The sequence below is a fragment of the Sphingomonas phyllosphaerae 5.2 genome, from assembly GCF_000419605.1.
In the GTDB taxonomy this organism is placed as follows: domain Bacteria; phylum Pseudomonadota; class Alphaproteobacteria; order Sphingomonadales; family Sphingomonadaceae; genus Sphingomonas; species Sphingomonas phyllosphaerae_B.
Genome location: NZ_ATTI01000001.1, coordinates 874,426 through 897,255 on the forward strand (window position 1 = coordinate 874,426; position 22,830 = coordinate 897,255).

Below are 22,830 nucleotides of genomic sequence, written 5' to 3' on the forward strand. Positions count from 1 at the left end.
ACATGCTTCTCGCGAGAAAGCGCCCCGAGCGCCTGGTCCCGGAATACTCCTTGACCGGAGACCTGCTGTCCTTTCGGCGTTGCGCCAGGCAATACCGCTACCAGAACGGAAGCTCGCTGCCGCCCTCGCGACCGGTGCAACTCTGGTATGGCGAGTTCATCCACGGCGTGCTGGAGAACGCCTACCGGCTCTGGGAAAGCAGCGGCGGCGCGCTGACCTTCCCGCTGCCATATGAGCGCATCACCACGGCCGACTCGATCGCTGAGCCACCCGCCGGGCTGTCCCCGCACGACGTGCGCAACCTCGGATGGCCGGTGGAGCAGGCGCTCCTCCACCAGAACAAGCGCGCGCGCAGCCGGGCCGCGCGCAGCGCCGCATACCGCCGCGCCGAAGCCACACTCAACATGCTCGGACCCTACCTGTTCCCGCTCATCGCGCAGGCCGAGGAGCGCGTGCTGGGGACCAGATCCGTCCCCAATGCCGGCGCCGAGCAGTTCCGGGCCGAACGCTACGCACTCCACGGCGTGATCGACGTCCTGACCGAGATCGAACTGACGGAAGCCGCCACGGACAACCTGATCAGGCGCGCGGTCCAAGAGCAGTGCCCGGGGCTGACGGGCGAGTTCGAGGTGATCGTCGACTACAAGGGCAGCCGGCGTCCCCGCGTGGACAGCTCGGAATGGCAGGACGGCGCCTGGCAGGTGCAGACCTACGCATGGCTCCGCCACCAGCAGCGACGCAGCCGCCGGGTCGCCGCGGGCATCCTCATTTACATCAACGAGCTGGCACCGGGCGACGCGGACATCGGCCTGATCCGGACCGACATGAACCTGGGTCGGACCGACGTCGAACCGACGCGCGACAGCGATCGCCGGATGCTGGAAAACTGGCGCCCGGGAAGCCGCGCGGACCTCAGCGCCGACTTCCGCTTCGCCAGGGCGATCCGGGTCATCCCGGTCGACGAGGAGAGCATCGCGGAGGCGACCACCGCATTCGACGAAACCGTCGCGAACGTCGAGCGACGGGTGAAGCTCGAGGCCGAAGCTGTCAGCATCCTACAGACCTGGAACGACGACTGCGACGACCGCAAGACCTGCGCCGCGTGCGACTTCAGGTATTTCTGCGACGGCTATCTGCGGAACGGCAACCCGGCCGGCGCCGAGGACCTGATCGAGGACGAGATCTGAGCACCGGGAGCCATATCGAGAGCGCGGCAACATCGCTACGCGGACCGTCCCGGTGACCGGCGTCGCGGTGGCCAGCGCGCCCGCGCCGGTGACGCAGCGGTATGAGGCCGACCTCCTCGGCAACATCCAGCAGGCGCTCGCCGGCCTTCAGGGCTTCGACATCATGGCGCTGGAGCTCATCCAGAACGCGGACGACGCCGGCGCCGCGACCATGCGCTTCGACGTGCGCGAGGACGGCCTGCACGTCTGGAACAGCGAGCGCTTCTCGAGCTGCGGCCTGACGGAGACCGTCTGCCCGCATCTCGCCGACGAGGGGATCGCACGCCCCTGCAACTTCCACGCGATCTCGCGGATGGGCAGCCGCAGCAAGATCAACGTCGGATCGCAGATCGGACGGTTCGGCATCGGCTTCGTTTCGGCCTACCAGATCACCGATTCCCCCGTGATTAGGTCGCGCGACCTGCAGATGCGGCTCGATCCGCTGAACTCCGAAAGCCCCACACGCCGAATACCGGAGATCGAGGGCACCGAATTCGAGCTGGCCTGGGCGTCGGCGCAGTCAGCCACCCGGAACGCGCTCAACGCCTCGCCGACGCCGCACGACGTGCGGGAGAGGGTCGCGTCGGAGATCCGCGGCGTCATGGATCGCGGTCTCTTCTTCCTGCGGCGCCTCGAGCACGTCGAACTGCGGGTCGGCGGGAAGCTCGTCCACGCGGTCTCGATCGATCGCGAGGACAACGTCCTCACCCTAACGAAGCAGCCAGAGGACCAGCGTGAGCGGTGGCTCGTGCTGAGCGCGGACGCCGGCACGCGGGCCGAAGAACTGGAGCTACAAGCCCGCTTCCCGATGCTGGCCGACCTCGACCGGTCCACCGCGGTTTCCGTCGCGATACCGCTCGACGACAGGCCGTTCGAGGGCCTGCTCTACGCCTACCTCCCAACGGAGCAGCCGTCGCGTCTGCCGCTGCACGTCAACGCCGACTTCTTCCCGCACCCGAACCGGCGCGCGATCATCCTGACCGGCGAGCAGCACGACCGCTATTGGAACGAACTGCTGCTCGAGGCAGCGGCCGCGGCGATCTTCGACAGCTTCGTGATGCTCTCGGGGAAGGTCGGGGCGAGGCGGCTGTGGGAGATCGGCAGCTCGGCCCACGCACTCAGGTCGGAGGGCGCGTTCGCGGTCTTCTGGGACCGCTTCGCCGACGCGGCACGCGCCTACCATTGCTCGTGGTCGATCGAGGGCCGGTGGTGCCCGATCGTGACCAGCCACCTGCCGCCCGACGCCATGCCCACCGAGCAGCAGGCCTCGCTCGCGGACATAGGCCTCGACATCATCCATCCGGACCTGCGTCCGCACTGGACGGCGCTCTCCAGCCTCGGTGCCAAGACGCTTCGCCTGAGCGCGATGATCGACGCCCTAGCGAAGACTTACGAGAAGATCGAACCCGCCGCGCCGCCGCCATCAACGACGCTCCTGAGCGCGATAGACGGCATCATCGAGGCCGGGCTGAAGACGCCAGGCGCCGAGCCGGCGGTGGCGCGCCTGCGCATGGTCCCGTTCGCCCCAGGCAGCGACGGCGCGCTGCACAGCCTGGCCGACCTGCGCTGCCCGCCGGTCCACTCCTCGGCGGAACAGGTCCACGCCTTCGTGCCTGAGGTCGTCTTCGCGCATGCGGAACTTGCCGCGATGGGATCTCTCTCGCCCATGGTGCCGCGCTACTCCTTCGCCGAGTTGGCCGAACATCTCGCGGACCGGATAGAGACCGAGGCGGAGGCAATCGAGGTCATCGGGAGCGCCACACACCGCGTGCGGGCGTTCTACGACCTCCTCGTCGCCACTTCCGGCGACACGCCGGACGACGTCGACGGGAGCCTGGTCGCGGAGACGCCGATACTCCGGACGCGGGCCGGCTTCACATCGCCTTCGAGGGGCCTTCTCCCCGGCGGCTTCGACGATCCCGTCGGCCATCTGGCCGTCGTCGACGTCGCGACCATGCCGGCGGCCATGCTGGCGCTGGCGCAGTCGGCGCTGGGCGTCGGGACGCTCACGTTCAGCGACTACGTCCGCAAGCACCTCGCCGACATCCTCGCCAGTGGACCCACCCAGGCGCAATACAGGAGCCTCATGCGCGAGGTCGCCCAGCACTGGCGCGAACTCGCCGCGGGCGGCGCGCTCGCGGCACTCGGGCAGATGCGCTTCGTCCGCAACCGGGCCGGGACCTACTCGCGGCCCGCGGACGTCTACTTCTTCTCGGCCGCGCTCGAGGCCGCGCTCGGCTCCGACCAGAACCGCTGGGTGGACGAGAGCTGGCTGCCGGCCGACACCACGCAGGCCCGCCTGAGGGACCTGCTCGAATCCGAACTTGGACTTCCCCGACGGGCGACGGTCGAGCACCTCGTGGACCGCATCGAACTCATCGTGGAAGGCACGCCGGACGACGACACGGCGAAGCGACTGAACCTGATCACGCGCCACCTCGTGGAGCGCCTGCCTACCATGAGTGAGGACGAGCAGAGCGAACTGGGCCGCCTGCGCGACATCGACTGGCTGCCCGCCTCCCTCGACGGGTCGAGGGAGGAAGTGTGGTATGCCCCGCACGAGGTCTACCGACCGTTCCGCGCCACCGGCTTCTCCTCCCAGGCGTGCGTGGTCGACCTGCCGGTCTTCCGCTCGACGCAGGTCCGCGGCCTGACCGACTTCCTCGACTTCCTGGAGATGCCGGACGAGCCGCCCACGTCGACCGTTGTCGTGCACCTCGCCCACTGCATGGCCAACGACCAGCAGCCATCCGACATCGCCTACCAGATGTTGTCCGAAGGTGTCGAGGAACACGCGGCCGACCTCGAGCCGCTGCGCGGCAAGGCCTTCATCTACGTCGCGGCGGATAAGCGCTGGCTCTCAGCGGACGAGGTGTTCTGGGAAGCGCCTCCGTTCCGGGGGCGCTGGCACGCGGCGTCGCAAAACATGCATCTGCGCTCCCCGCTTTACCGCCATCTCGGCGTATCGGACCGGCCGGAGCCGCGGCACTATGCGCGGATGCTGGTGCAACTCGCTGACGCCGGCACCCTTGCTCCCGACGATCTCGCGGTCCACGACCGCTGCCTGGCCGTCGTCGCGGAAGCCATCGAGGCGGGCACGATGTCCGCCGACGATCTGCGAAGCGAATTCGGTCCGTCGCCGATTCTGGTCAACCTCCAGGGCGAATCGACCTTCTCCGAGGACGCCATCTGGTTGGACGCCGAGTGGCTGGCGGCGCCATTCGGCCAAGCGCTCGACCAGCTGCTCGTCCCAACGCCTGGATGCGCGCGCAACGCCGCCTCCCGACTGTTCAGGGCACTCGGGGTCCGGCGGCTCACCTCCGTCGCGCGTTTGCGACTGGCGGCTGAGCCCGACGGCCGCGAGTCCATCGACGTCACCCAGCGGCTCGCGGAGCGGGCTGATCTACTGCTGTGGCTCGCGCCAACCGCGGCTGGCCGCGACCGCCTCCTGAACGCGCTCTTGGACTTGGAGGTGCGCCTGACCGACGCGCTGTCCGTGCAGGCGGAACTGACGACCTCCGATCCGCCGACCCGATCCGCCGCCGCCTCGGTCGCGGCGTTCTACGACGCGGACGGAAACGTGCTCCACATGCGCGAGGCGCCCGGTACGCCGCTCGACTGGAGCGCGGCGTTCCGCGACCTCTTCGCCCAGCTCAACCTCGTGCCCCATGAGATCGACGTCCGCCCCGTCATCATGGCCGCGGTCTACGTGGTCGGGGCCGCATCGTCCGCAGAGGCGGAACAGGCCCTGCGCACGGCCGACTACCGTCCGCCCTCATCCCGCGAAGGCATGGACGGCGAGCGCGGCGAGGCCTTCGACGACCTGGAGGACGAAATCGGCATCGCGGACGAGGTCGACTTCGATGGCGACGGCGGCGACGCAGGTCCGGAGACGACAGAGGCCGAGGAAACGCCCGCCGATGACGTCGCCGACGACGACGCCCCGGATGCTGGAGGCGCAGGCGATTCGTCGAATGCGAACGGCGCGGGCGGCGGCTCCGGCGGCGGCCAGTCCTCCACCGGGTCCGGTTCGGGCACCCCCTCTGGCGCAGGGTCCGGCTCCGACAATCAGGGCGGCAATGGCTCGGGGGGGAGCGGAGGTGGACCGGGAACATCCGGCTCCGGTTCCCAGAAGGAAGGGCAGACGCGGAGGAGCCGGCTGCTCGCCTACGTCGTCTCTAGCAAGAACGCCTCCACCGATGGCGGAGGGAACAACAACGACCGCGCGCGGGCGGAGGCGGCGAAGATCGACATCGCCGCGATCGAGGCCGTCCTTAAGTATGAGCGGAACGCGCGCCGAGAGCCTGTGGAGCAGTCACACTCGAACCCCGGGTTCGACATCCGGTCGGCCCACGGGGACGGCGCGGGAACGCGGCTGATCGAGGTGAAGGGGCTCGCCTCGGATTGGAACGAGCGCGGCATCAAGCTGACGGGCGTCCAGTATGAGATGGCGAGGGAGCATCCGGAGCAGTTCTGGATCTACATCGTCGAGAACGCGTGCGACCTCGATAAGCAGAAGGTCCATGCGGTAGCCAATCCCTTCTCGAAGGTCGCCGAATACTGGTTCGACCACGGCTGGAGCGACATGGCCGAGGAGACCAGCGCAGCGAGGGAGTTGAACCTCGTCGCAGGTGTCCGCCTGAAGCACCGCGTCTGGGGCATCGGGACGGTGATCGCGGTCGAACGCAAGGGCGGTGGCGACTTCGTCCTAATCGAGTTCCCCATCGAGGGGCGTAAGAACATTCCGTTCAACTCGATGCTCACCTTCGTCGAGTGAGCGGGGAGACTGGCCCGGCGCGGCGCCCATGGAAGGCCGCTCATGACAAACGGCGAGGAGAGAGATCGTGGCATTCATCGACGACCTGCTGGAAAGCGGCGGGAACTTCATCCTCGAGCGGTCCGAGGGCATCGCGTCGCTTCGGCCCGCCAGCGACCGGGATCCCGACCTCGAGAGCTTCCAGGCGGTGGTGGACCGGGTGCGGGCGCATGAGGGCGACGGCTTCTCGGTACTGGAGGACCACGTCTCCTCCGACCGACCGGGCGACCTGGTCGATCTCCTGAGTCTGACCATCGAGGACTGAGCGGAGGACGCCACGATGACTCAAGCCGAACCGCTGCAGCAAGCGCCTCCAACTCCCGTGCCAGAGGAGCAGACGACCTTGCCTTGGGCCGGGCGCGCGGCCCGGGCGCGCAGCTTCTGGAACGGCGGAGTGACCTTCGCCCACGACGTCGGCGAATGGGCCAAGCTCGTGACATTGGTCCTCGCCATCGCCGGCCTGCTGGGGTTCCTGTTCCCAGGCGTCAAGCGCTATTGGGAGATCCATACGGGCCCGGAGTCCTGGTATTACATCGGCCGGGTCGAGAAGGGCACGTTCCACCAGTTCGCGTATCAGCATCCGCTCTGGAACGACGGGCCCGTAGTCGCGTCCGCACTCTCCGGGGTGCCGGGCAGCGTGATCGTCACGATGAACGAGGAACTGCATATCGGACGCGCGGTCGCCGGCGGTAGCGGGGCCGTGAGGTCGGTGTCCAAGGGCGGCGTGTGCCTCTACGTGCGACACATCGAGCAGCACCCGTCACCTGACGGAAAGCTCCTCTACGTATGGGCGGGCGCAGTGCGGGTCAGCTGTTGAGGCTCAAGTTCACGGCCGACGGCGCCCCATCGCCTTCACGATAGCGGCGAAGTATCTCAAGTGAAAATCTCGATGCGCCCGATGCTCATCGATCGCCCGAAGTATAACAGGCGTCCATCAGGGGCGTGGGTGGCCCGTTAAACTCCAGAACGGCTGCGATATTCCGGCGGATGGACCAACAGCCCATTGACAAGTCAGACCGGAAAAAGCCTTCTTGCGAGACGTTGCCAGTGGGGACCGGCTTCGACCGGGGAGCGTCAGCATGAAGAGACAACTCGTCGCCATCGCCGCAAGCGCATCTTTGATCGGCGGCTGCGCCGGACTGCCGGACGTCAAGGTCGGGCACTACCTCCCGCAGGGGGCACTGTCAGCCAGCGTCGTGCGCACGATCGGCTGCGCGACGAGACCGAACACGCAGACCGGCCAGTCTGAGAAGAAGCTGTTCGCAGCAGCGACGGCGACCATGAAGATGAGCTACGAGCGGGATCCCAACGGCTACAGATCGACCAGCATCAAGCAATTCGGCAGCGGCGGGAAAAGCGCGACGCTCGGCTTCACCTACTACGACGATGGCCGCCTCAAGGGCATGAACAGCACGTCCACGGGGTCCGGGCAGGAGATCACCGAGGCCGCCGTCAAGCTCACGGGCATCGTGCTGGGGATCGCCGGCGTCGGGCTCGCGGCGGCCGACTCCCCCGCTTGCCTGCTCGTCGCTGAGCAGTCGGCCAAGGACGCGCCGCTGACGCTGACCTACACATTCTCGGAGGCCTTCACCGACCCAGCCTGGGCGAGCGGGACAGCGCGCGAGCTCCAGTTCAAGCCGTCCCAATCGAACCCGAACTTCAGCTTGGACATCAATCCAGCCCTGCCGACGCTCTGCGCGGTCGTCGGCCCGGTCACCAAGCTGGAGGCGCTCGTGCAGCCCGTGGAGGGCAACGCCGACGCCGCCACGAGTATCTCGCTGCGCCAACCGGCAGCCGTGGCCGTCCGGATTGTGCAGGAGAACGGCGACGCCTTCCTGAAGCGGCGCCACAACATGGCCGACATCAGTCCCACACATCCCTGCGGCGACAATCCCGAGGTCCTGACCGCCGGCGTCGTGCTCGTGCCGCAACTCGGGAACGCCTACTACCTTCCCATTCCTAAGGGCGCACTCTTCGGTTCGACCGCTTTCGAGATGTCGCTGGCCGAATCCGGAGCCCTGACCAGAGTCAAATACGGAAACACCGGCGGGGGTGCTGCGGCGCTGTCGGCGGGGAGCGCGGTGGCAGGGATGTTCACGCCGGATGACGCCGCCACGCGCGCTGGCAAGAAGAAGTCCGACGCCGACCTCATCTACCAGCAGCAGAGGCTTGTGAGCTGCCAAATGGCTCCAGCCACCTGCCCCAAGGAGTGACCGAGGCTCCGACCAATGGCGGGTGCCCTGCTTTAAAGCCCGCGTGCGGCTACGATGGCTAGGACGAAGACCGACAAGGCTATTGGTCCACCGGATACGGCACTGCCGGCTGGGTCGGCGCTCCCGCCATATCCTGCAGACCTCCTAGCGGTGACCCGCGGCGGATATCATTTCACCGCCCTGAGGTCTTGGGGCTACCGCATCGGCCTGGCCGCACGGGACGCCCTGACTGCATCCGAAGCGATCGAGCGCGGAGTCGGAGACCGGTCCTCGCATATCAAGGCGATCTCGAACCACTTCGGGCTAGCTGGCGAGCATCACAGCCTGCACGTCGAACCGCTCAGATGGCTCTGGCTCGGCGAGACGCAGGCCACCAAGGGCCTGCAGCACTTCCTCGCGCAGGGCGACGACCGCATCCGCCTTTTCCTGCGGGCGCTTGCACCGACGATCCCCTGGCCCTCGGACCTGGAGGAACTCTCCGTGGGGGCCGAGATCCCCTCGGGGCGTGGCCGGATCGATCTCCTCATCCACGGTAAGGCGCATGGCCGCACGTGGGGCGCGGTCATCGAGGCCAAGTTCGAAAACGGACTGAAGGGGAATCCTTTGAGCGAATACATGCGGCATGGTGCAAAGCTGAAGATGGCGCTGATGCCGGATGTCGCAGGTAAGCGAACGGGTGCGCTCATCGTGCTTGGCAAGAAGCTCTCGCGCCCCTCGAGGAAGAAAATGTCGCGCAATGCGCGCTGGCGGTTCGTGCATTGGCGCGAGGTCTTGCGGCGGTTCGACGCCGGCCTCACCGAGCCGACCGTGGACGAGGAATTCCGGCGCTTCCGCCGGACCCTGTGGGAACGCACTGGGAGTGTCAGATGACCGATGGACCTGAAATGCCCGCGACCGTCGCGGCCTACATGCGAGACCCCGCCGTGCGAACGGCGGTCGACGCTCTGCTGACCGTGGAGGCCGACACGCTGCCGCCGGGGCTTGAGTGGTCGGAACTCGACACCTACTTTCGCGCGAGGGGCGGCGCGGAGCTGACGCGCCACGACTTGGCCCACTTCCTCCGACTGCTATGGAATGCGATCTGGGGCGAGCAGATCGGCGCGTACTGGGACCCGGCGCCGCTCGCGGAGCTGGTCGACGAGGAATATGCGGTCACGCCGGACCTGATCTGGGGAGAGAAGTCCTTCACGGTCTACCATTACCAGAAGCCCTACGTGCTCTACACCCACGTCGAACTCGAGCCGCACGCGCTCAGCATCGGCTTCTCCATCGAGGACCAAGATGCGGATGTGGTGCTCATAGACGAGGATTTTCCGCCTTTCCGGTGGCGTGACGACAACGCCTGGTCGGGATGGCAGGTCCTGGAGACCAAGTGCGAGGTGCCGGGCACGCTGCCCGATCTCGCGCCGCTCCGTAAGGCGGCGGCCGACGCTTTGAGGGCCGCTGACGAAGCCGTGGCGGCGAGCCGCGCCGCGCGATAGCGGGCACATCAGAAGAAGAAGGCGCGTCGACCTCACTTTACCAGGTTGGCGGACCCGTTGCTCCAGCCGAGGGAAAGGAGGCCTAGCTCAGAATTCCCTCTAATTCGGACTCAGCCGGGATGGCTTCGCGTCAACCCGCCCCGCCTAGCGCGGTGACCAGGTGATCGACGATCGCCCGAACCTTTGCCGAAGGCTTGGGACCGGCCGGGGTCACGGCGAAGACCTCCGCCGGATGAGGCCGTATTCCTTGAGCAGGGGCACGGGCTGACCGAATGCAATTCCTCGCACGGGCTCCGCTAGACCAAATGAACCGGCTGGTAAGAAGGGCAGGGTAGGGGCGTGGCCATGTCCAGCGCTCCCAACCTGCCTACGTGGGCTGATTAGACCATCTTGGAAGCGAGTTGGAAATCTGACCGTATGCCGAGGGTTGCGGCAAGGTCGGGGGGCAACTGAGAAATATCGCCTTTCCCAAAATAGGATCGTTTTCGGGACGGCCGGCTACAACGAGCGGCAGCTATCCACATCGACGTGCCGGATAGCTGCTAGGCAAGGCAGTCCACAATTTTCGGCATTCCTGCAGCGCTGCATATTCGCCGCGGCGGATGAATGAATGTCGGAAGTTGGGAACGCGAAAGGGCGCCCGGAATGTCTGCAAGTGGGTCTCAGCTTGCTGATACCCGTACCAGATGGGTGGGGCCGGTACCGACCGGCCCCCATCAATTACTTCTTCTTTTTGTCGGGGCGCTGAGACAATGCAGATCCAGCGGCTGTCTTCGAGTCCTTGCCGGTTCGAATGTTCCGGTCAATGTAATACGTGGCCCGCCCCCAGCATGGAGGCTTGCATCGTCGTTTCGCGCCGTACGAAGAAGCAGCGCAATCGGTACTCTACTGCGCCAAGGCAGGTAGGCGGCACTATGTAGCTGGGCCGGATGGGATTAAACAATTCGCCATCGTGTGCCATGTCGCACCATGCTCTGCCTTCATCCTCACTGCCCGGCCGGCCACGGTGCACCTGACTGGGCCTCGGTATTTGCCCATGAGGGTATAAAGCTGGCGCCCGCACTCCGGGGCGCAGCAACCGCGTGGATGAAAGCACATTTCAACGGACCACCGACCCACCCCGGAGTACCCCGCACCCTTCCATCCGGTGTGCCGGCCGCTGTAATCGATCGGTTGCTGCTGCTCTGTCCGTGCCTGTTTAACCAGGTCGACACGACCCCGACCGCGCGGGCGGTTGTTCATTTCTGCGAGTTGACATTGCAGGTGCCGATAACGTCCGCCAACGTCCATCAGGCATTTCTCATCCAGCATCCCTCGGCCCCGGGCTTCAATCCCGGACCATTGCAGGAGTGCGCCCGCGGCGGAACCGTCATGGAACTGCTGTGCAGCGAGGTGCTTGCCTCCGCGGGGATCCCCGCCATGCTCACAGGCGGTGACCGGTGGCCCATCTGGCAGATGCCGGGGCATGTCCTGATGAACGAGGGGAGGATGCAGTCGCTTCAGGCCCTTGGGGACATCCTCATCCCGTGCGCACCGACCAACCTTGTGATTTCGGTCAAGAGCGAAGCCGCACGCGAGCGGCTGCTCTACTCTGCCAATTCGATCGAAGGCGTCGGGTTCGGATTTTTCAAGGAGGCCCGCGAATTCTGGACTGCTCGCGGATGTCGCTCTACAAACGGATGGGATTCTCGGCGATCTACATGCCCGACCGAACCTTCGACGAGGTCACGCAGAAGGTATCGGCGGACGCCAATGAACGTCATTCGATCAACATAAACGGCACCGCGCTCTACCGCCCACTCAGCATATTCGGTGATGACATGCTGAGGGTGGTGGGACGGTCAAGCGCGCTGCTATAGCAGTGATCCGACTTATTATGGTCAGATAAACAAAATTCGCGTTTGGGTGGCGTATGGGCGGCCGAGAACGAGCATCGTTCTGAAGTATTGTGTTGCTGTGCGATTATTCGCCAGCTTTTATCGTGTGATACACTAAACGACTCCCGTTTCCGATACTATCGGTAGCCGGCTTGCGTAAACCTGTCTCTATTGTGATGTGCCGCGATGCCCTCGGTGACATTGTGCACGAGTTGGCTCGGCCAATGCGACGGTAGCGCCGCTCCGCGCGCAGGCTGTAATCCGCGACCAGGTGACGGCTTCGGCGCCGATGCTCCGAGCAATTGCAGTTAGCGGCGACAACGCTGCCGCCACTCTGATCTGGCAGCACTTCCTTGAGTTTATCCTGCCAGCTGACATAGGACTAGCCAAAAGGTTAACAAAACTACCGCGTTGAACTGCCGACCTTTGGGTAAGCTCACGATTACAGGACTCAACCGCTTACTTTGGCCCTGCGCTCGGTGCGCCTGGCTGAAATCCGACACTGGATTGTATCTTACATTTGTTCATCGCACTTGTGGGAGTCGGATCAAAGAAATCCGAACAAAAGTACTACATGGGTTAGCGCGGTTATGGCGACCGCGACATCCTTGAGCGATTTTTCCTCTGAGCGAAGTTTCTCGAGATGCACATCCAGCTCGTCAGTCGCTTCCTTCAGGCTGGCAACATCGCCGTCATCCGGGTTCGTAAGGCCGGCAATCAAGCGCTTGGTCGCCTTGTCTTCGGTGTCCAGAGCAGCCTTATATGTTGTAGAGTAGCGCTCAAAGCCACGAAAGTCCCCGCGGTCCATCGCGTCCTGCTTGCGGCGAAATAGTTCTTCCGCAGCTGCCGTTGCTTCATCGCGTGCCCGCGTCATCTCGCGAATGGCACGCTTTAAAAGATCCGCCATCACTACCCTCCATCAGACTAAGGTTGAAGCTATTTTTGTGTTTTACCAATCGCGGCATCTAGGGCCACGGCCGCTTGGGTGAATTCGGCAAGGCCCTCGGCCAATGCGAGACGATTACTGCGCGGATCGTTATAAACAGCCGTGAGTTCATGATGAGCGTCTGCGAATGCGCGGGCGGCGCCGGCCGGATCGGCGGCAGTCACCTCGATGAACGCGATGTTCTGCGCGTCGAGACGCTCCGTTAGCTGGTCGAACAGCATCATACGTTCCGTTGTCGCCACCATTCCTTGGCCGCTCGCGCGTTGCGAGAGTCTGGGCTCGTTCAGTGTCCAATTGGCGGTATGTGCAATCGCCTGCGAAGCGCGAGCCCGCCCCATTGCAGCAGCTGCGTGCTGATAGCGGGCCGCAAGGCCGATCCGCTCCATGAGCGTCGGCATCACCAGATCCATCCTGTTGAGGAAAGTTCGGGTTGCCTCATTTCGTTTTGCGGCGATGATCCCGGAGACGGCTTGGTCGAAGACATTAACCGCGGCATGAGCCGCCCCGCCGATTTTCGTCGCGGCAAGTAGTCCCTTGCCGGCAGCGACGAGCTGCGCTCGCGCAGCGTCCGTCCTGTCAGCCGTCGCGCCGGTGGCGATGTCGGTGAGTGCAACAACATAGTCTTCAAGCCGACGGGACGTTCCTGACAGGGTGTCCGCGCCGCTGGCGGCAACGATACCACCGAAGGTTAATGGAACGGTGCCGGCGTTCTTGACCACCGGGCGCTGCGTCTCGTCGAAGCCGCATGGCTGGATGGTCGCGAAAGCACCGAAAGCGCGATCGACCGTGTTCGAGGCGTACGGGGCGCTCTGCACCGCCTGGCTGAAGCCGAGGTTTGCCTTGTCGGTTTCCCCGCGGCATCGTTCTGAAAAGGCGGCCGGCATCCCCGCCGCGACTGCGGCGCGCTGCTCTTCGATGACCTGCGCCCGCTGCGCCGTAAGGGTCTCGTTATCGGCGCCACGAAGCGCCTCACCGAATGCCAATGACGCAGACCGAAGAATTTCCACCTCGTCTCGCGCAACAATTGTTGAGCACGATGACAGCAGCAAAAAGCTGCAGCATACTACAGATCGGTAGAGCAAAACGGGCACCCCTCTCCTCGACTGTCGCGACTCGGACCAGTTTCATCGTCGAGATAGCCTATCATCGATCGTTGCATTGTACGACGCTCAGCACATACGACAGGATAAATTGTAACGATAAGTTCGTCGTTCTGCCTTCGTGCGGATAGAATGGACGCTGATGACGGCAGTGCGCGTCGATCCGTGATGCGGACGATGTAAGCGGACCAAACCCTTATTGATCTACTCCTTCAGACGTAGCGTTTTTTTTCTAATCATGCATTCAGTCGAAAGTTAAACTCCAGTCGCTATTCGCGCCCCATGCTAATTCGCTCGCAAACTTCTCCAGCTAGAGCGGCAGCTGACCGCGGTCTCACGTGTTCAAGCCGCGTGGCTGCGTAAGTCAGAGCCGACCGCCTCAGGCAGGCCCGGAGCTGTTCAGTCTGCTATAGGCGCCACTCACAGGCGCGAGTGTGATCTCCACGTCTCTGAGGCGATAGGGTCCCGGGTGAAGCTGACGGCTGCGCGCCCAAAGCCGTCCGGTCGTGGATGTTGGGCCGGCATAACGGGGAGACTACCTTCGCATCGATTTCGCGGTTTGGTGATTTGCAACTCGACGGCTTTCGGTGCTCAGGTCGCGTAAGCAGAAATTTGTTCATCTCGAGCGATCCTCCTTCTTCGCGACCAGACCGGCCCGCTGCTTCCAATGAGTGAAAATTGCCGGAAAGGCGCTCTTGCGCCCGCCCTGACGCACGCTACGATGGAGCTTGCAGAGCGTGCTGGTTCTCACGCTTGCCGGGGGCGGCGTGATCAGGATGCGGAAAATCTGGACCGGAGTCATGCTTGCGACTGCTGCTGCGTTGCACGCCGGAGAAGCTGGCGCCAGCATCTCTCAATCTGGCAAAGTCTCGAACACGATAGTGGCACGATCGGGTCGCTTCTTTTTCGATCATAATGGTACTCGGACTTCTCCACCGACATGCTCGAATTACGCTCGATGGGTCATCGATATAAGTACGGCGCAGGGGCAGGCTATGATGGCGCTCGTCCTGACGGCGCAGGCGCAGGGGAAATTCGTTGTCGTGATGGGCACTGGCGATTGCCGAGATTGGGTCGACACAGAGGCGATCGATCACGTCATCGTGCCGTAACGCATCAGTTGCTGAAACAATGGTCTGTTCTATCGTTGCATAAGTCGTCTCCGGCTCATCTTCGGTGGCTCGCTTGACAAGTCCGTTAGCGTTTGACGCCTATGAAATGGTTTGGTTCTTGCGATCTGAGTTCTTCCATCGCCGCAGCGACAAGCGGCTTTTCTTACGAATAATGGGAGGACTTTCTCGAGCGAATCTATCGAGCCGGAAAGTGATATGCCTGCTGCAACGCTCAAGGCGTACCAGGGGGCCAGGGTGAAGGGGGTGACATGTTGATGACTGCATTTCTGCTGGTTACTGGTCAGGCGCAGAGCGCGCGGCCAGACCCACCGCCGTCTGTCGTCGAAGTAAGCGGCTCAATACCGAAATGCGCCCCGGATGCCCCCGTGTTGCGTGCGCGGAGCCCTGACATCAGGCGCGAAGACGATATCGCTTCCGCTCTCGCGGCGATCCAGGCAAAATACCCGCAGACAAAGTGCGTGAAGGAGAAAGGTCAATGATATCGCGCGTTAGAGCGGGCGCAAGTCTCATTGCCCTCTACGCAACATCGCTGCCCGGGGTGGCGGATGCCTTCATCTGTCGCGCAACTCCCGCCACTTATCTAGCGGTAGATTCTTCAGGTGGTGTATTCGTCGGGGTAAACGATGTTGGTATCATGGCAGTATGCAGCTTATCGACGACAGTTGGAGGGGCTACGCCGCAGGCGTGTGCAAGCTGGTACAGCGCGATGCTAACGTTCCGCACAACAGGTAAAACTGCGTTGTTGCATTATAACGGTTCGGATGGCGCAACGGCTTGTAGTAGCTACAAAAACTGGGAAATCCATGTCCCCTATTTTGTGTTGTTTGATTGATCAGGTGTTTAGTCCCGGCATGTGGTGGATCTGGTCGACGATGAACCCGATCTGCTCTGCCGTCCAGATCTTGACGATGTATTCGTAGGATGTGAGCCGCCCTGAGCGTCATGAGCCGGCAGGCAAAGTTATAGGCGGCCATGAAGTCGGCGAGGTGCGTCCGCAGCTGGTCGCGGCTTTCGTGGTGGAAGTGTTTGGCGGTCGCTTCCTTGATAGTCCGCTTCATCCGCTTGACTCGGCCGTTCGTCCACGGGTGGTCGGGTTTGGCGAGCCGGTGCTCGATGCCGTTTGCCTCGCAGATCATGTCGAAGCGCATCTGGCGCGACCAGGCGGTGTTTCGGTTGCGCGGCTGCTCGGCGAACTGCATGCCGTTGTCCGTCAGAATGGTGTGGGTGCGGTAAGGCACGGCTTTCAGCAGATGTTCGAGGAACTTCCATGCTATCCGCCTGTCGGCCTTGCCGCCCTCGATGTCCGGGAGACGGGAGATACCATGCCGCTGCAGGCAAGGATGCAGCGCTGAGCGCGTCAGAAGCGGTATTGACGGTTGCAGGGCGCAGAGCGGGGTTGGGAGGATGAATTTTGAACCTCTTCGCTGATCGTCGCTTGCGGCCCCAGAGTTTGCAGCCAAAGGCATTTTCGACGTGCTTGCCTTTTTCAAGCGCACCGTCAGCCGCTCCTCACGATACAGCCGGCGTGGCGGACGGACTACAACACCGCGCGTCCGCACAGCAGCCTCGGCGGCATGGCACCCTCCGAGTTCACCAACCGCCCCCGCCAAGGACATGAAGACACCGAAGCAAACTTATCAGCGGCCTCAAATCGGGGAGCAGCTCATATGTTATCAGCCGCCGACTGCAATTATCTTTACTTTCTGTAGTCGATCCGTCCTGCGCAGAAAACTGCGTGTGCGTCCGCGGCACGGCTGCGATACTGCTCCCTGCACAAACAAGAGGTGGCCCTCAACCGACGACCCTCGCCTTTGCCTGACAGATCGCCAGCGAGGTTCAGTCAAGTCGTAGGTCAGCTATCAATGCTCCTGTTTGGCCATGGAGCAAGAAGGCGACTATCGCCATTATGTTTTCCTCGAGCGTAGTCCACGCTTTCAGGAAAGCTTTCTCTTTCGATAGGTTCATCCATGACGCCCCCCACCACCTGGACGACATATCTTCCTTCTTGTCCCGAGACAGGCTGCCGGCTCTGATCCACTTGTAGGGCTCATGCCCTTCTTTGGCCGCAAAATTTACCTGGAACTTCAGAGGTCCCCATTTATCGAATATGATGTTAATGTAGTACAAGTAACCATCACCTATGCGCTCAAAATATTGGCTATTAACCTGCGTACTGAGGCCCTCGGCGCATTTTTCTTTTTCATCAAAGCCAAGCGCTGCTAGCTTTGATGCTAAACTCGCTGTGCAATTCGCAATGATTTCGGTGTCGCCGGGAAAATTCTTTCTTGTCCATCTAACGACCTTGCTTTCAGCGTGAGGGGATTTCATAGCGTGCCTACCTGCAACTGGAATTTGTGTTCGTTTGACATTGCGGGATCGCCTGCGCCGCCCCGGCAGAAAGCACGCTACCTGCGTGTCCTGCTGCATTCGACACCTCCTGAGCGGTCGTTCGTGACGTCTGGAAGCTTGAGCCCATCTGACCTTGGAGGGCCCGTTGCGCTCCTGTAAGTCGGCTTGTTCCAAACTTGGCTTCGACGATTCCAACTGTTCCATTTGGCTTGCGTACTACAAAGTCTGGTACCGAACGGGCGGCACGGCCGGATACGCGGCCGGCAAGTGCTGCGACTTTGCCGGCTCTTTCTTGAGACGCAATGACCCGTTCACCACGGAGTGCGATCCCGGCACGGGTCACGGCCTCGCCCAGCTTCCCCTTGGAAGCATTTGAGAGGCTGTTGACTCCGATCCGGGCGAGGCGTGCGCCGGCCACATTGCCTACGGCTCCGAATGCTGCCGATGTCGCGATGGATGCCAGGCTGACGTTTGTTGCAGCCCGGCCGAGCGATTGTCCCTCGGCCAGATTGCCGCCGACTTGCACCGCATAGTCTATCCCTGCGCCGATCGCGGCGCCTATGCACCACGGGCATTCGCCACTGGGGTCTGTCTGATTGAATGGATCGTTGCCGACGTAAGCGTAGAGGTTTAGCTGGTCCTCATAGCCAACAGGGTCGGTTTGCAGGAACCTGCCAAGCGTCGGCGAGTAGACGCGAGCCTTATAGTGATTGAGACCCACTTCCGGTAACCAGACCTGGCCCGTATACTGAAACCGCCCTACGTTGACACCCTTTGTGATGCCATATTCGTCGTATGAATTGATGGCCTCAAGGCGCCCACTGCTATCGGCCGTGGCTACGATTGAGCCCTGATGATCTCTATGAAGCCACTTGGGTTGCCGGTCCAGAGAGTACCAAATCAGTGGGTCGTCATCATCGGGACCGTGAACGTACTGTCCAATAAGGCCTCCAGAGCCATCATATTCCGCAACAAGCTGATCGCCGTCGTAGAGGAAGCTGCTCACGCCGCGAGATGATGTAATCTGATATAAACGACCCGACGCATCGTAGACAAGAGAGCTTCCATTCGACGAAGATATGAGCCTGTTTTCGATGTCGTATGCAAACGAGACGGTCCCGTCACTAATTAGATTACCATTAACGTCGTAGGTGAACGTAGATGATCCGACGCCACTATATTGATTCAATCCGTTACTAGTGTAGGTACGGTTGACGTTATAAAGTCGATCAAAAACGTAGCTATTGTTATCGCGAGATCGCTGGGCTATTTGATCCGCGGGGTTCTGCAGGAACGATGTTGTCAGATTCCCTGTTCCTCCAACAAACGTATCAGTTTGAGTTTTCAGTCTGCCAACATCGTCATAGATCCAGTTTGTAGCGCTCCCCGAACGCTCCTGGTTAACGCCTATGAGGCCGAGCTTGTTGTATGTCCAGGTGTTCAAAGCCGACGAGCCGGGGGCATTTTCAACGATCGAGGTCAGGCGGTCCAGACCATCATACTGGTAAGTCCACGAACCATTAGGCAACGATATCACGGCCAGATTGTTGTTCGCGTCGAATTGTGAGCTAACCATCCGGTTGACACCGTTTAAAACCGTCGACGAGCTTATTATACGCCCGAATCCGTCGTAGTTCGTCAAAACGGCATCTGACCCGCTTGGTGAGTCAAAACGAGCTGCCTTCTGTAATCCTCTCAAATCGTAAGAGTAGAAAACAGGGCGCGCGCCGCCATTCGGGTAGGTCTTGGACGCCAAACGATCAAGCGGATCGAAATCATAGGCAATGACACGTCCATCACGTTTGCGTAACGCGACTTTGTTCCCGTTGTTATCGTAATCATACGCTTCGTAATCATCGGTGCTGTAAGAGCTCGCCGACGACAAGGCAGTTGCGGCGGTGGATCCGTTGAAGGCTGCCGCCCGTCCTTTTGCGGGAAAATACCAGCCTGTCTGTCGATCAAACCCGTCATAGCTAAATCGCGTACGACTCCCGAGAGCGTCGATGGTGTACTCTCGTTTACCGTTCGAGGTGTACGAGTATGTTGCGTAGGCCTGCTCCAGCGGGGTTCCGACGCCTTTTCGTATTTGAATGAGCTGCCCGGCGAGATCAAATGAGTTCCTGGTCACCCGGTCTGACCCATTTGTGCCGCCTAATTGAGGAACGCAGGCGTCAGTCTGGTTAGTCCAGCTCGTCGGATCCATACGGATAGCGGTACAAATAACATTACTCGAGTAGTCGTAGCTAAATTGCCGCACCGAATAGATGATGGAGCCGGAGTAAAGTGTCTCCGTTGTCCGTCTATCCAGAGCGTCGTACACGAAGACCCGATATCTGAAAACCTCGAATGCCGGCCAGTCAACAGGACGTATTGTATCCGGCTGCCAATTGCTTAGCTGACCCTCCTCTGAACGAACGAGGCGGCCAAGGGCATCATAGATGTTACGCTGTGCTGAAAAACGCAGGGGGCCGACTCCATCCGGGTCAGGCGATATTATCCCTGTCACACGTCTTTCCGCATCGTAGCGCGTTGCGTGGGTATAATCGGACGGAATGCTTTGAGCCTCGGCCGGTGACCCTGCCGCCGTAGCGTACGATGCGAACCATGCCACTGAGAGGCGGGCAACCGTGAGGTAGGTTTTTTTGCGTACCGTCATGCGAATTACCTTCCCAACCTTAGTAGCACGCAGCAGGCGACCGTGGTTTGGTCTCGTAAATACGATTGCCGAATCTGTCGTAACCGTAACAGTTCCTGATAGTCACGCCAGCCGCCGTTGTCGAAGAGCTTCGAACGAGAAGATTATTGCCGACAGTACCGTTATCGGGACCATAGTCGTACGTAGTGACAGTCTCGTCAGCGGCGCCGCCGGCGCATGTCTCACCCAATGTTGCTGTTGTTCGACATGTTCGCTCCTGGTAAGGAAGCCAAATCGCCGTCGACGACTGAACATAGCCTCCCGAGCTGCTGGCAAGCCAGGCTCGGCGCTGAACGTACGATCGCCTTAAAACCGAACGAATCCCGTCACGGCCCGCGGGCTCTTCCTGCCTGGTGACCCCGCCGTGTGCAGGGTCATTTACGAATGTAGTAATAGCCCCTTTGGCGTTAGTAACCGTCTCAGGTTTTGAGCACGTAGGAACTCCCATTCGGCAGAGGCCAAACTTCCACGCGAAGGTGAGAACTCTAGACCCATCCTTGCTGTATGCTCGTTGCTCGGTAACGTTGCCGTTCACATCTCTGGTCCATTCAGTCCGGGAATTTTCCGGGCTCGTAGCTGTGGTTAGCTGAGAGTCTTTGTCATATTCGAACCTTGACTCGGCTCCAAGCGCGTTGATGAACCTGCGGAGGCCCGAAACAATAGGCCCTTGCGTGATTAATGTTTGCCTTCCGCCGTCCTGTTCGATGGCGTTAATCTGAAGAAACTCTTTGCGCGCGTCGTTGTAGGGATAGCTGTAGGATGTTGTTTTGAACGGATTCGTGAATGAAGAGACGCGGTTCGTATTTCCGCCGGAACAAAGCGTCGCGCCAGGTGCGTCACACCACGTATAAATGATCTTGAACGTATACCGCGCGATCTCTCCTAAGCCGCCCTTGCTTATAGAATAATAGCCAGGAGAGTTGTTAAATGGTGCGACGCCTCTGTAAGTGGTTACCTGTCCCTCAGGCGAAGTGACTATGAAGTCACTGGTTATCGGATTCGTACTGCTGCGATTCTCATACCGGACGGTGGGCCAATTACTGGTGAGGGTGCAGGAGTCGACCTCCGGATTGCAATACTCCACCGACGTATTAACCGCGGTTGCCGACACCCTCGTCAGCCAGCCGCTGGAACCCGGAGACAGGTCAGACAGATAATTGAACCTGATCTGGTAGCCGGTATTTGTTGTAACTGCTCTTAGCCGTACGTTAGGAAAATACGCGCTTTGTACGACCTTGTAGTGAAAATGCCACTCAACGCCGTTGGAAAACCTCACCCTTGTCGCAAGGCGGTAGGAGTCGGAAGAGTAATCTCCGTAGGTCCCGTTTTGGTCCCACATAAAAAGTCCAAAATCTACGATCGACCCGTCTTGTCTTTGGAGCCGTGGGCTGTCGCCTCTCTCTACAAAGATTCCTGGCGTCGACGTATAAAGACCAAGGGAGCCACCTGAATTACCAAGCGTCGCTACCTCAGTCCAGTTGCCGTCGCTATAATTCGAAAGATGGTATGTACTGGAAAATGAGTCTCTTACGACACCCTCGCTCATGAAGCGCTCCAGCGACAATCCAAACTCATTTGCCGGACCAATCGTGAGATCTGTGAACCGGTAGGTCAAATTGCCGGTTCTAAGGTCCACGCCGTTGCTGTCGGGAGTTAACTCCTTCGGAGGAGGAGGAAGCTGAGCAAAGGCTGTTACCGATATAGCTGAATACAATGTCGCGACTGCAACCAATGTTCGAATTGTCATGGCATGATCCGATCTGGGCGCAACGGCATTCATAAGGGCAAAGTTTATGACTGACGCGTTTAGGTCAGGGGGCCGGTATGGCGCTGCCCCTTGTAATCAGAAAGGTGAATTTAAGGGTTGCTCTCGAGATGGTAGGGTTCTCTTGTGTCCCATTGCGCGAAGCTGCCGCAGCTCGTTTTCCCCGAATTGATCGGGTAAGTGGGGTTGAAGTAGAGCCATGCTGTCTTCGTGGTCGCTCTGTAGGTCAGCAATGTGCTGTACCAGCCTTTGCAGGCGTCCGGATGGATGGAACCCATCTGGGTGCCCATGCTGCAGATGCCAAGGATGCCGACGCCGTCCACATTTGTATAAACGATACCGGAGGCATTGATCGCGAGGTACAAGGCCGGATTGACCCGGCAGGAGAAGTTCTGGGCCTGAGCGTGCGCGCCGAGGCATAAGCCGGCAGCGAGTGATGCGGATCGGATTGCGCTCTTCATTTGGCCACCTTGTCGCAAGAGCGAGGTACGTGCGGTGCGTTGCGAGCAGCGTACGCCGCTGCGTCAGCATTGCTGCCGGGCACTGGCCGCCGCAGCACATCAGCCGCGGTTCCGCCGGCCGGCACAGTTTCGCAGCCGATAGACACGCTTGTTAACGGCCGCTCTCTCGCAGGTGAGGGGGGAGGAGGGTGCTGAGGGGCTTGCAGCCCCGCTAGCAGGCCGATGAAAGTGAGCGCAGTCATGCCTTGTTTCTCCGCAATCTGGATCCTGGCAGGTGCTACCGATGCAGGTTCATGTGGTAGGCAATGGCGGACGGCCCCCAGCTTGTACCTCCGCAGCCTTGTACCCAAAGGTCGACTTTGAAGCCGCCGGACAGGGCTGTCATGGCGACAGAGAGAAAGCGGCTCTTCGATTCTGCTGATGTGCTCAGGATGACGAAGTTGCCGGTTGGACAGCCAAGCGGGTTCAGCATCCCGGTGCCCTGTAAAAGCACTTGATCGCCTTCAAGAACCACATTGGTAACGGTGACTGTGCCCGCAAAGCCATTTTGGGCCGCAGCCGGTATCGCAAACAGCGATGATATGGCAACCAGCAGACAGGCTGCTTTGTGCATGGAACTCCCCCCGATTTATCAACGGCGTATCTAACCCGGTACGCGTCCCCGTTCTTTTTGTGACCGCATTTGGAGAAGCGCACAAGGTTGCAGCATCGGGAACTTGTTAATTGTAAGGAATCGACCAGCGTCATCTCTCTTGCATTTTGAACGCG

15 protein-coding genes and 1 pseudogene are annotated in these 22,830 nt (G+C 61.2%); 9 read left to right on the forward strand and 7 right to left on the reverse strand.

What is annotated here, in order from left to right; all coding sequences use genetic code 11:
• Positions 1-2: 2 nt before the first annotated feature.
• From SPHPHY_RS19220 to SPHPHY_RS21785, 8 genes are all read left to right on the forward strand, one after another.
• Complete coding sequence (locus SPHPHY_RS19220) at positions 3-1,187, forward strand: PD-(D/E)XK nuclease family protein (RefSeq protein ID WP_022685449.1); 1,185 nt, start codon at positions 3-5, stop codon at positions 1,185-1,187.
• 52 nt (positions 1,188-1,239) lie between these two features.
• Positions 1,240-6,003: a DUF3883 domain-containing protein gene (locus tag SPHPHY_RS20850; RefSeq protein ID WP_022685450.1), complete on the forward strand. Its 4,764-nt coding sequence runs from the start codon at positions 1,240-1,242 to the stop codon at positions 6,001-6,003.
• Positions 6,004-6,070: 67 nt separating this feature from the next.
• Positions 6,071-6,307, forward strand: coding sequence for a hypothetical protein (locus tag SPHPHY_RS0104200; protein WP_022685451.1), 237 nt, complete (start codon positions 6,071-6,073; stop codon positions 6,305-6,307).
• A 15-nt stretch (positions 6,308-6,322) separates the two neighbouring features.
• Complete coding sequence (locus SPHPHY_RS0104205) at positions 6,323-6,859, forward strand: hypothetical protein (protein WP_022685452.1); 537 nt, start codon at positions 6,323-6,325, stop codon at positions 6,857-6,859.
• A 262-nt stretch (positions 6,860-7,121) separates the two neighbouring features.
• Positions 7,122-8,255 carry a hypothetical protein gene (locus tag SPHPHY_RS0104210; RefSeq protein WP_022685453.1) on the forward strand — a complete coding sequence of 378 codons (1,134 nt, stop codon included), beginning with the start codon at positions 7,122-7,124 and terminating at the stop codon, positions 8,253-8,255.
• 150 nt (positions 8,256-8,405) lie between these two features.
• A complete protein-coding gene (locus tag SPHPHY_RS0104215; protein ID WP_022685454.1) occupies positions 8,406-9,125 on the forward strand; it encodes a PD-(D/E)XK nuclease family protein in 720 nt (239 codons plus the stop codon).
• The gene (locus tag SPHPHY_RS0104220) at positions 9,122-9,736 is read left to right on the forward strand and encodes a hypothetical protein (RefSeq protein WP_156025000.1); all 615 of its coding nucleotides are present in this window, start codon (positions 9,122-9,124) and stop codon (positions 9,734-9,736) included. The genes SPHPHY_RS0104215 and SPHPHY_RS0104220 overlap by 4 nt, the downstream gene beginning before the upstream one ends.
• A gap of 1,086 nt (positions 9,737-10,822) precedes the next feature.
• On the forward strand, positions 10,823-11,512 hold the full coding sequence (locus tag SPHPHY_RS21785) for a hypothetical protein (protein ID WP_156025001.1): 690 nt from the start codon (positions 10,823-10,825) through the stop codon (positions 11,510-11,512).
• 648 nt (positions 11,513-12,160) lie between these two features.
• On the opposite strand, the gene SPHPHY_RS0104230 is transcribed toward SPHPHY_RS21785, so the two are convergent.
• The 3 genes from SPHPHY_RS0104230 to SPHPHY_RS20855 all read right to left on the reverse strand — a co-directional run bounded on the left by SPHPHY_RS0104230 (position 12,161) and on the right by SPHPHY_RS20855 (position 16,258).
• Positions 12,161-12,520, reverse strand: coding sequence for a hypothetical protein (locus SPHPHY_RS0104230; RefSeq protein WP_022685457.1), 360 nt, complete (start codon positions 12,518-12,520; stop codon positions 12,161-12,163).
• A gap of 29 nt (positions 12,521-12,549) precedes the next feature.
• Positions 12,550-13,566: a hypothetical protein gene (locus SPHPHY_RS0104235; RefSeq protein WP_022685458.1), complete on the reverse strand. Its 1,017-nt coding sequence runs from the start codon at positions 13,564-13,566 to the stop codon at positions 12,550-12,552.
• A 1,897-nt stretch (positions 13,567-15,463) separates the two neighbouring features.
• The gene (locus SPHPHY_RS20855) at positions 15,464-16,258 is read right to left on the reverse strand and encodes an integrase core domain-containing protein (protein ID WP_419554969.1); all 795 of its coding nucleotides are present in this window, start codon (positions 16,256-16,258) and stop codon (positions 15,464-15,466) included.
• A 45-nt stretch (positions 16,259-16,303) separates the two neighbouring features.
• On the opposite strand from SPHPHY_RS20855, the pseudogene SPHPHY_RS22445 reads away from it, so the two are divergent.
• Positions 16,304-16,402 (forward strand): annotated as a pseudogene (locus SPHPHY_RS22445) (integrase core domain-containing protein); the annotation flags it as partial.
• Between the two features lie 226 nt (positions 16,403-16,628).
• Here the strand turns inward: SPHPHY_RS22445 and SPHPHY_RS21795 are convergent.
• The 4 genes from SPHPHY_RS21795 to SPHPHY_RS21810 all read right to left on the reverse strand — a co-directional run bounded on the left by SPHPHY_RS21795 (position 16,629) and on the right by SPHPHY_RS21810 (position 22,675).
• Positions 16,629-17,120, reverse strand: a complete 492-nt coding sequence (locus tag SPHPHY_RS21795) for a hypothetical protein (RefSeq protein WP_156025002.1) — start codon at positions 17,118-17,120, stop codon at positions 16,629-16,631.
• 7 nt (positions 17,121-17,127) lie between these two features.
• Positions 17,128-19,461 carry an RHS repeat domain-containing protein gene (locus tag SPHPHY_RS21235; protein ID WP_196802112.1) on the reverse strand — a complete coding sequence of 778 codons (2,334 nt, stop codon included), beginning with the start codon at positions 19,459-19,461 and terminating at the stop codon, positions 17,128-17,130.
• 2,232 nt (positions 19,462-21,693) lie between these two features.
• Positions 21,694-22,062 carry a hypothetical protein gene (locus SPHPHY_RS21805; RefSeq protein ID WP_156025004.1) on the reverse strand — a complete coding sequence of 123 codons (369 nt, stop codon included), beginning with the start codon at positions 22,060-22,062 and terminating at the stop codon, positions 21,694-21,696.
• Between the two features lie 277 nt (positions 22,063-22,339).
• The gene (locus SPHPHY_RS21810) at positions 22,340-22,675 is read right to left on the reverse strand and encodes a hypothetical protein (RefSeq protein WP_156025005.1); all 336 of its coding nucleotides are present in this window, start codon (positions 22,673-22,675) and stop codon (positions 22,340-22,342) included.
• Between the last annotated feature and the right edge of the window lie 155 nt (positions 22,676-22,830).

Coding starts and splice junctions, on each gene's coding strand:
- SPHPHY_RS19220 (WP_022685449.1), top strand. CDS start 3: ATGCTTCTCGCGAGAAAGCGCCCCGAGCGCCTGGTCCCGGAATACTCC.
- SPHPHY_RS0104205 (WP_022685452.1), top strand. CDS start 6,323: ATGACTCAAGCCGAACCGCTGCAGCAAGCGCCTCCAACTCCCGTGCCA.
- SPHPHY_RS0104210 (WP_022685453.1), top strand. CDS start 7,122: ATGAAGAGACAACTCGTCGCCATCGCCGCAAGCGCATCTTTGATCGGC.
- SPHPHY_RS0104220 (WP_156025000.1), top strand. CDS start 9,122: ATGACCGATGGACCTGAAATGCCCGCGACCGTCGCGGCCTACATGCGA.
- SPHPHY_RS21785 (WP_156025001.1), top strand. CDS start 10,823: ATGAAAGCACATTTCAACGGACCACCGACCCACCCCGGAGTACCCCGC.
- SPHPHY_RS0104230 (WP_022685457.1), bottom strand. CDS start 12,520: ATGGCGGATCTTTTAAAGCGTGCCATTCGCGAGATGACGCGGGCACGC.
- SPHPHY_RS20855 (WP_419554969.1), bottom strand. CDS start 16,258: ATGCCTTTGGCTGCAAACTCTGGGGCCGCAAGCGACGATCAGCGAAGA.
- SPHPHY_RS21795 (WP_156025002.1), bottom strand. CDS start 17,120: ATGAAATCCCCTCACGCTGAAAGCAAGGTCGTTAGATGGACAAGAAAG.
- SPHPHY_RS21805 (WP_156025004.1), bottom strand. CDS start 22,062: ATGAAGAGCGCAATCCGATCCGCATCACTCGCTGCCGGCTTATGCCTC.
- SPHPHY_RS21810 (WP_156025005.1), bottom strand. CDS start 22,675: ATGCACAAAGCAGCCTGTCTGCTGGTTGCCATATCATCGCTGTTTGCG.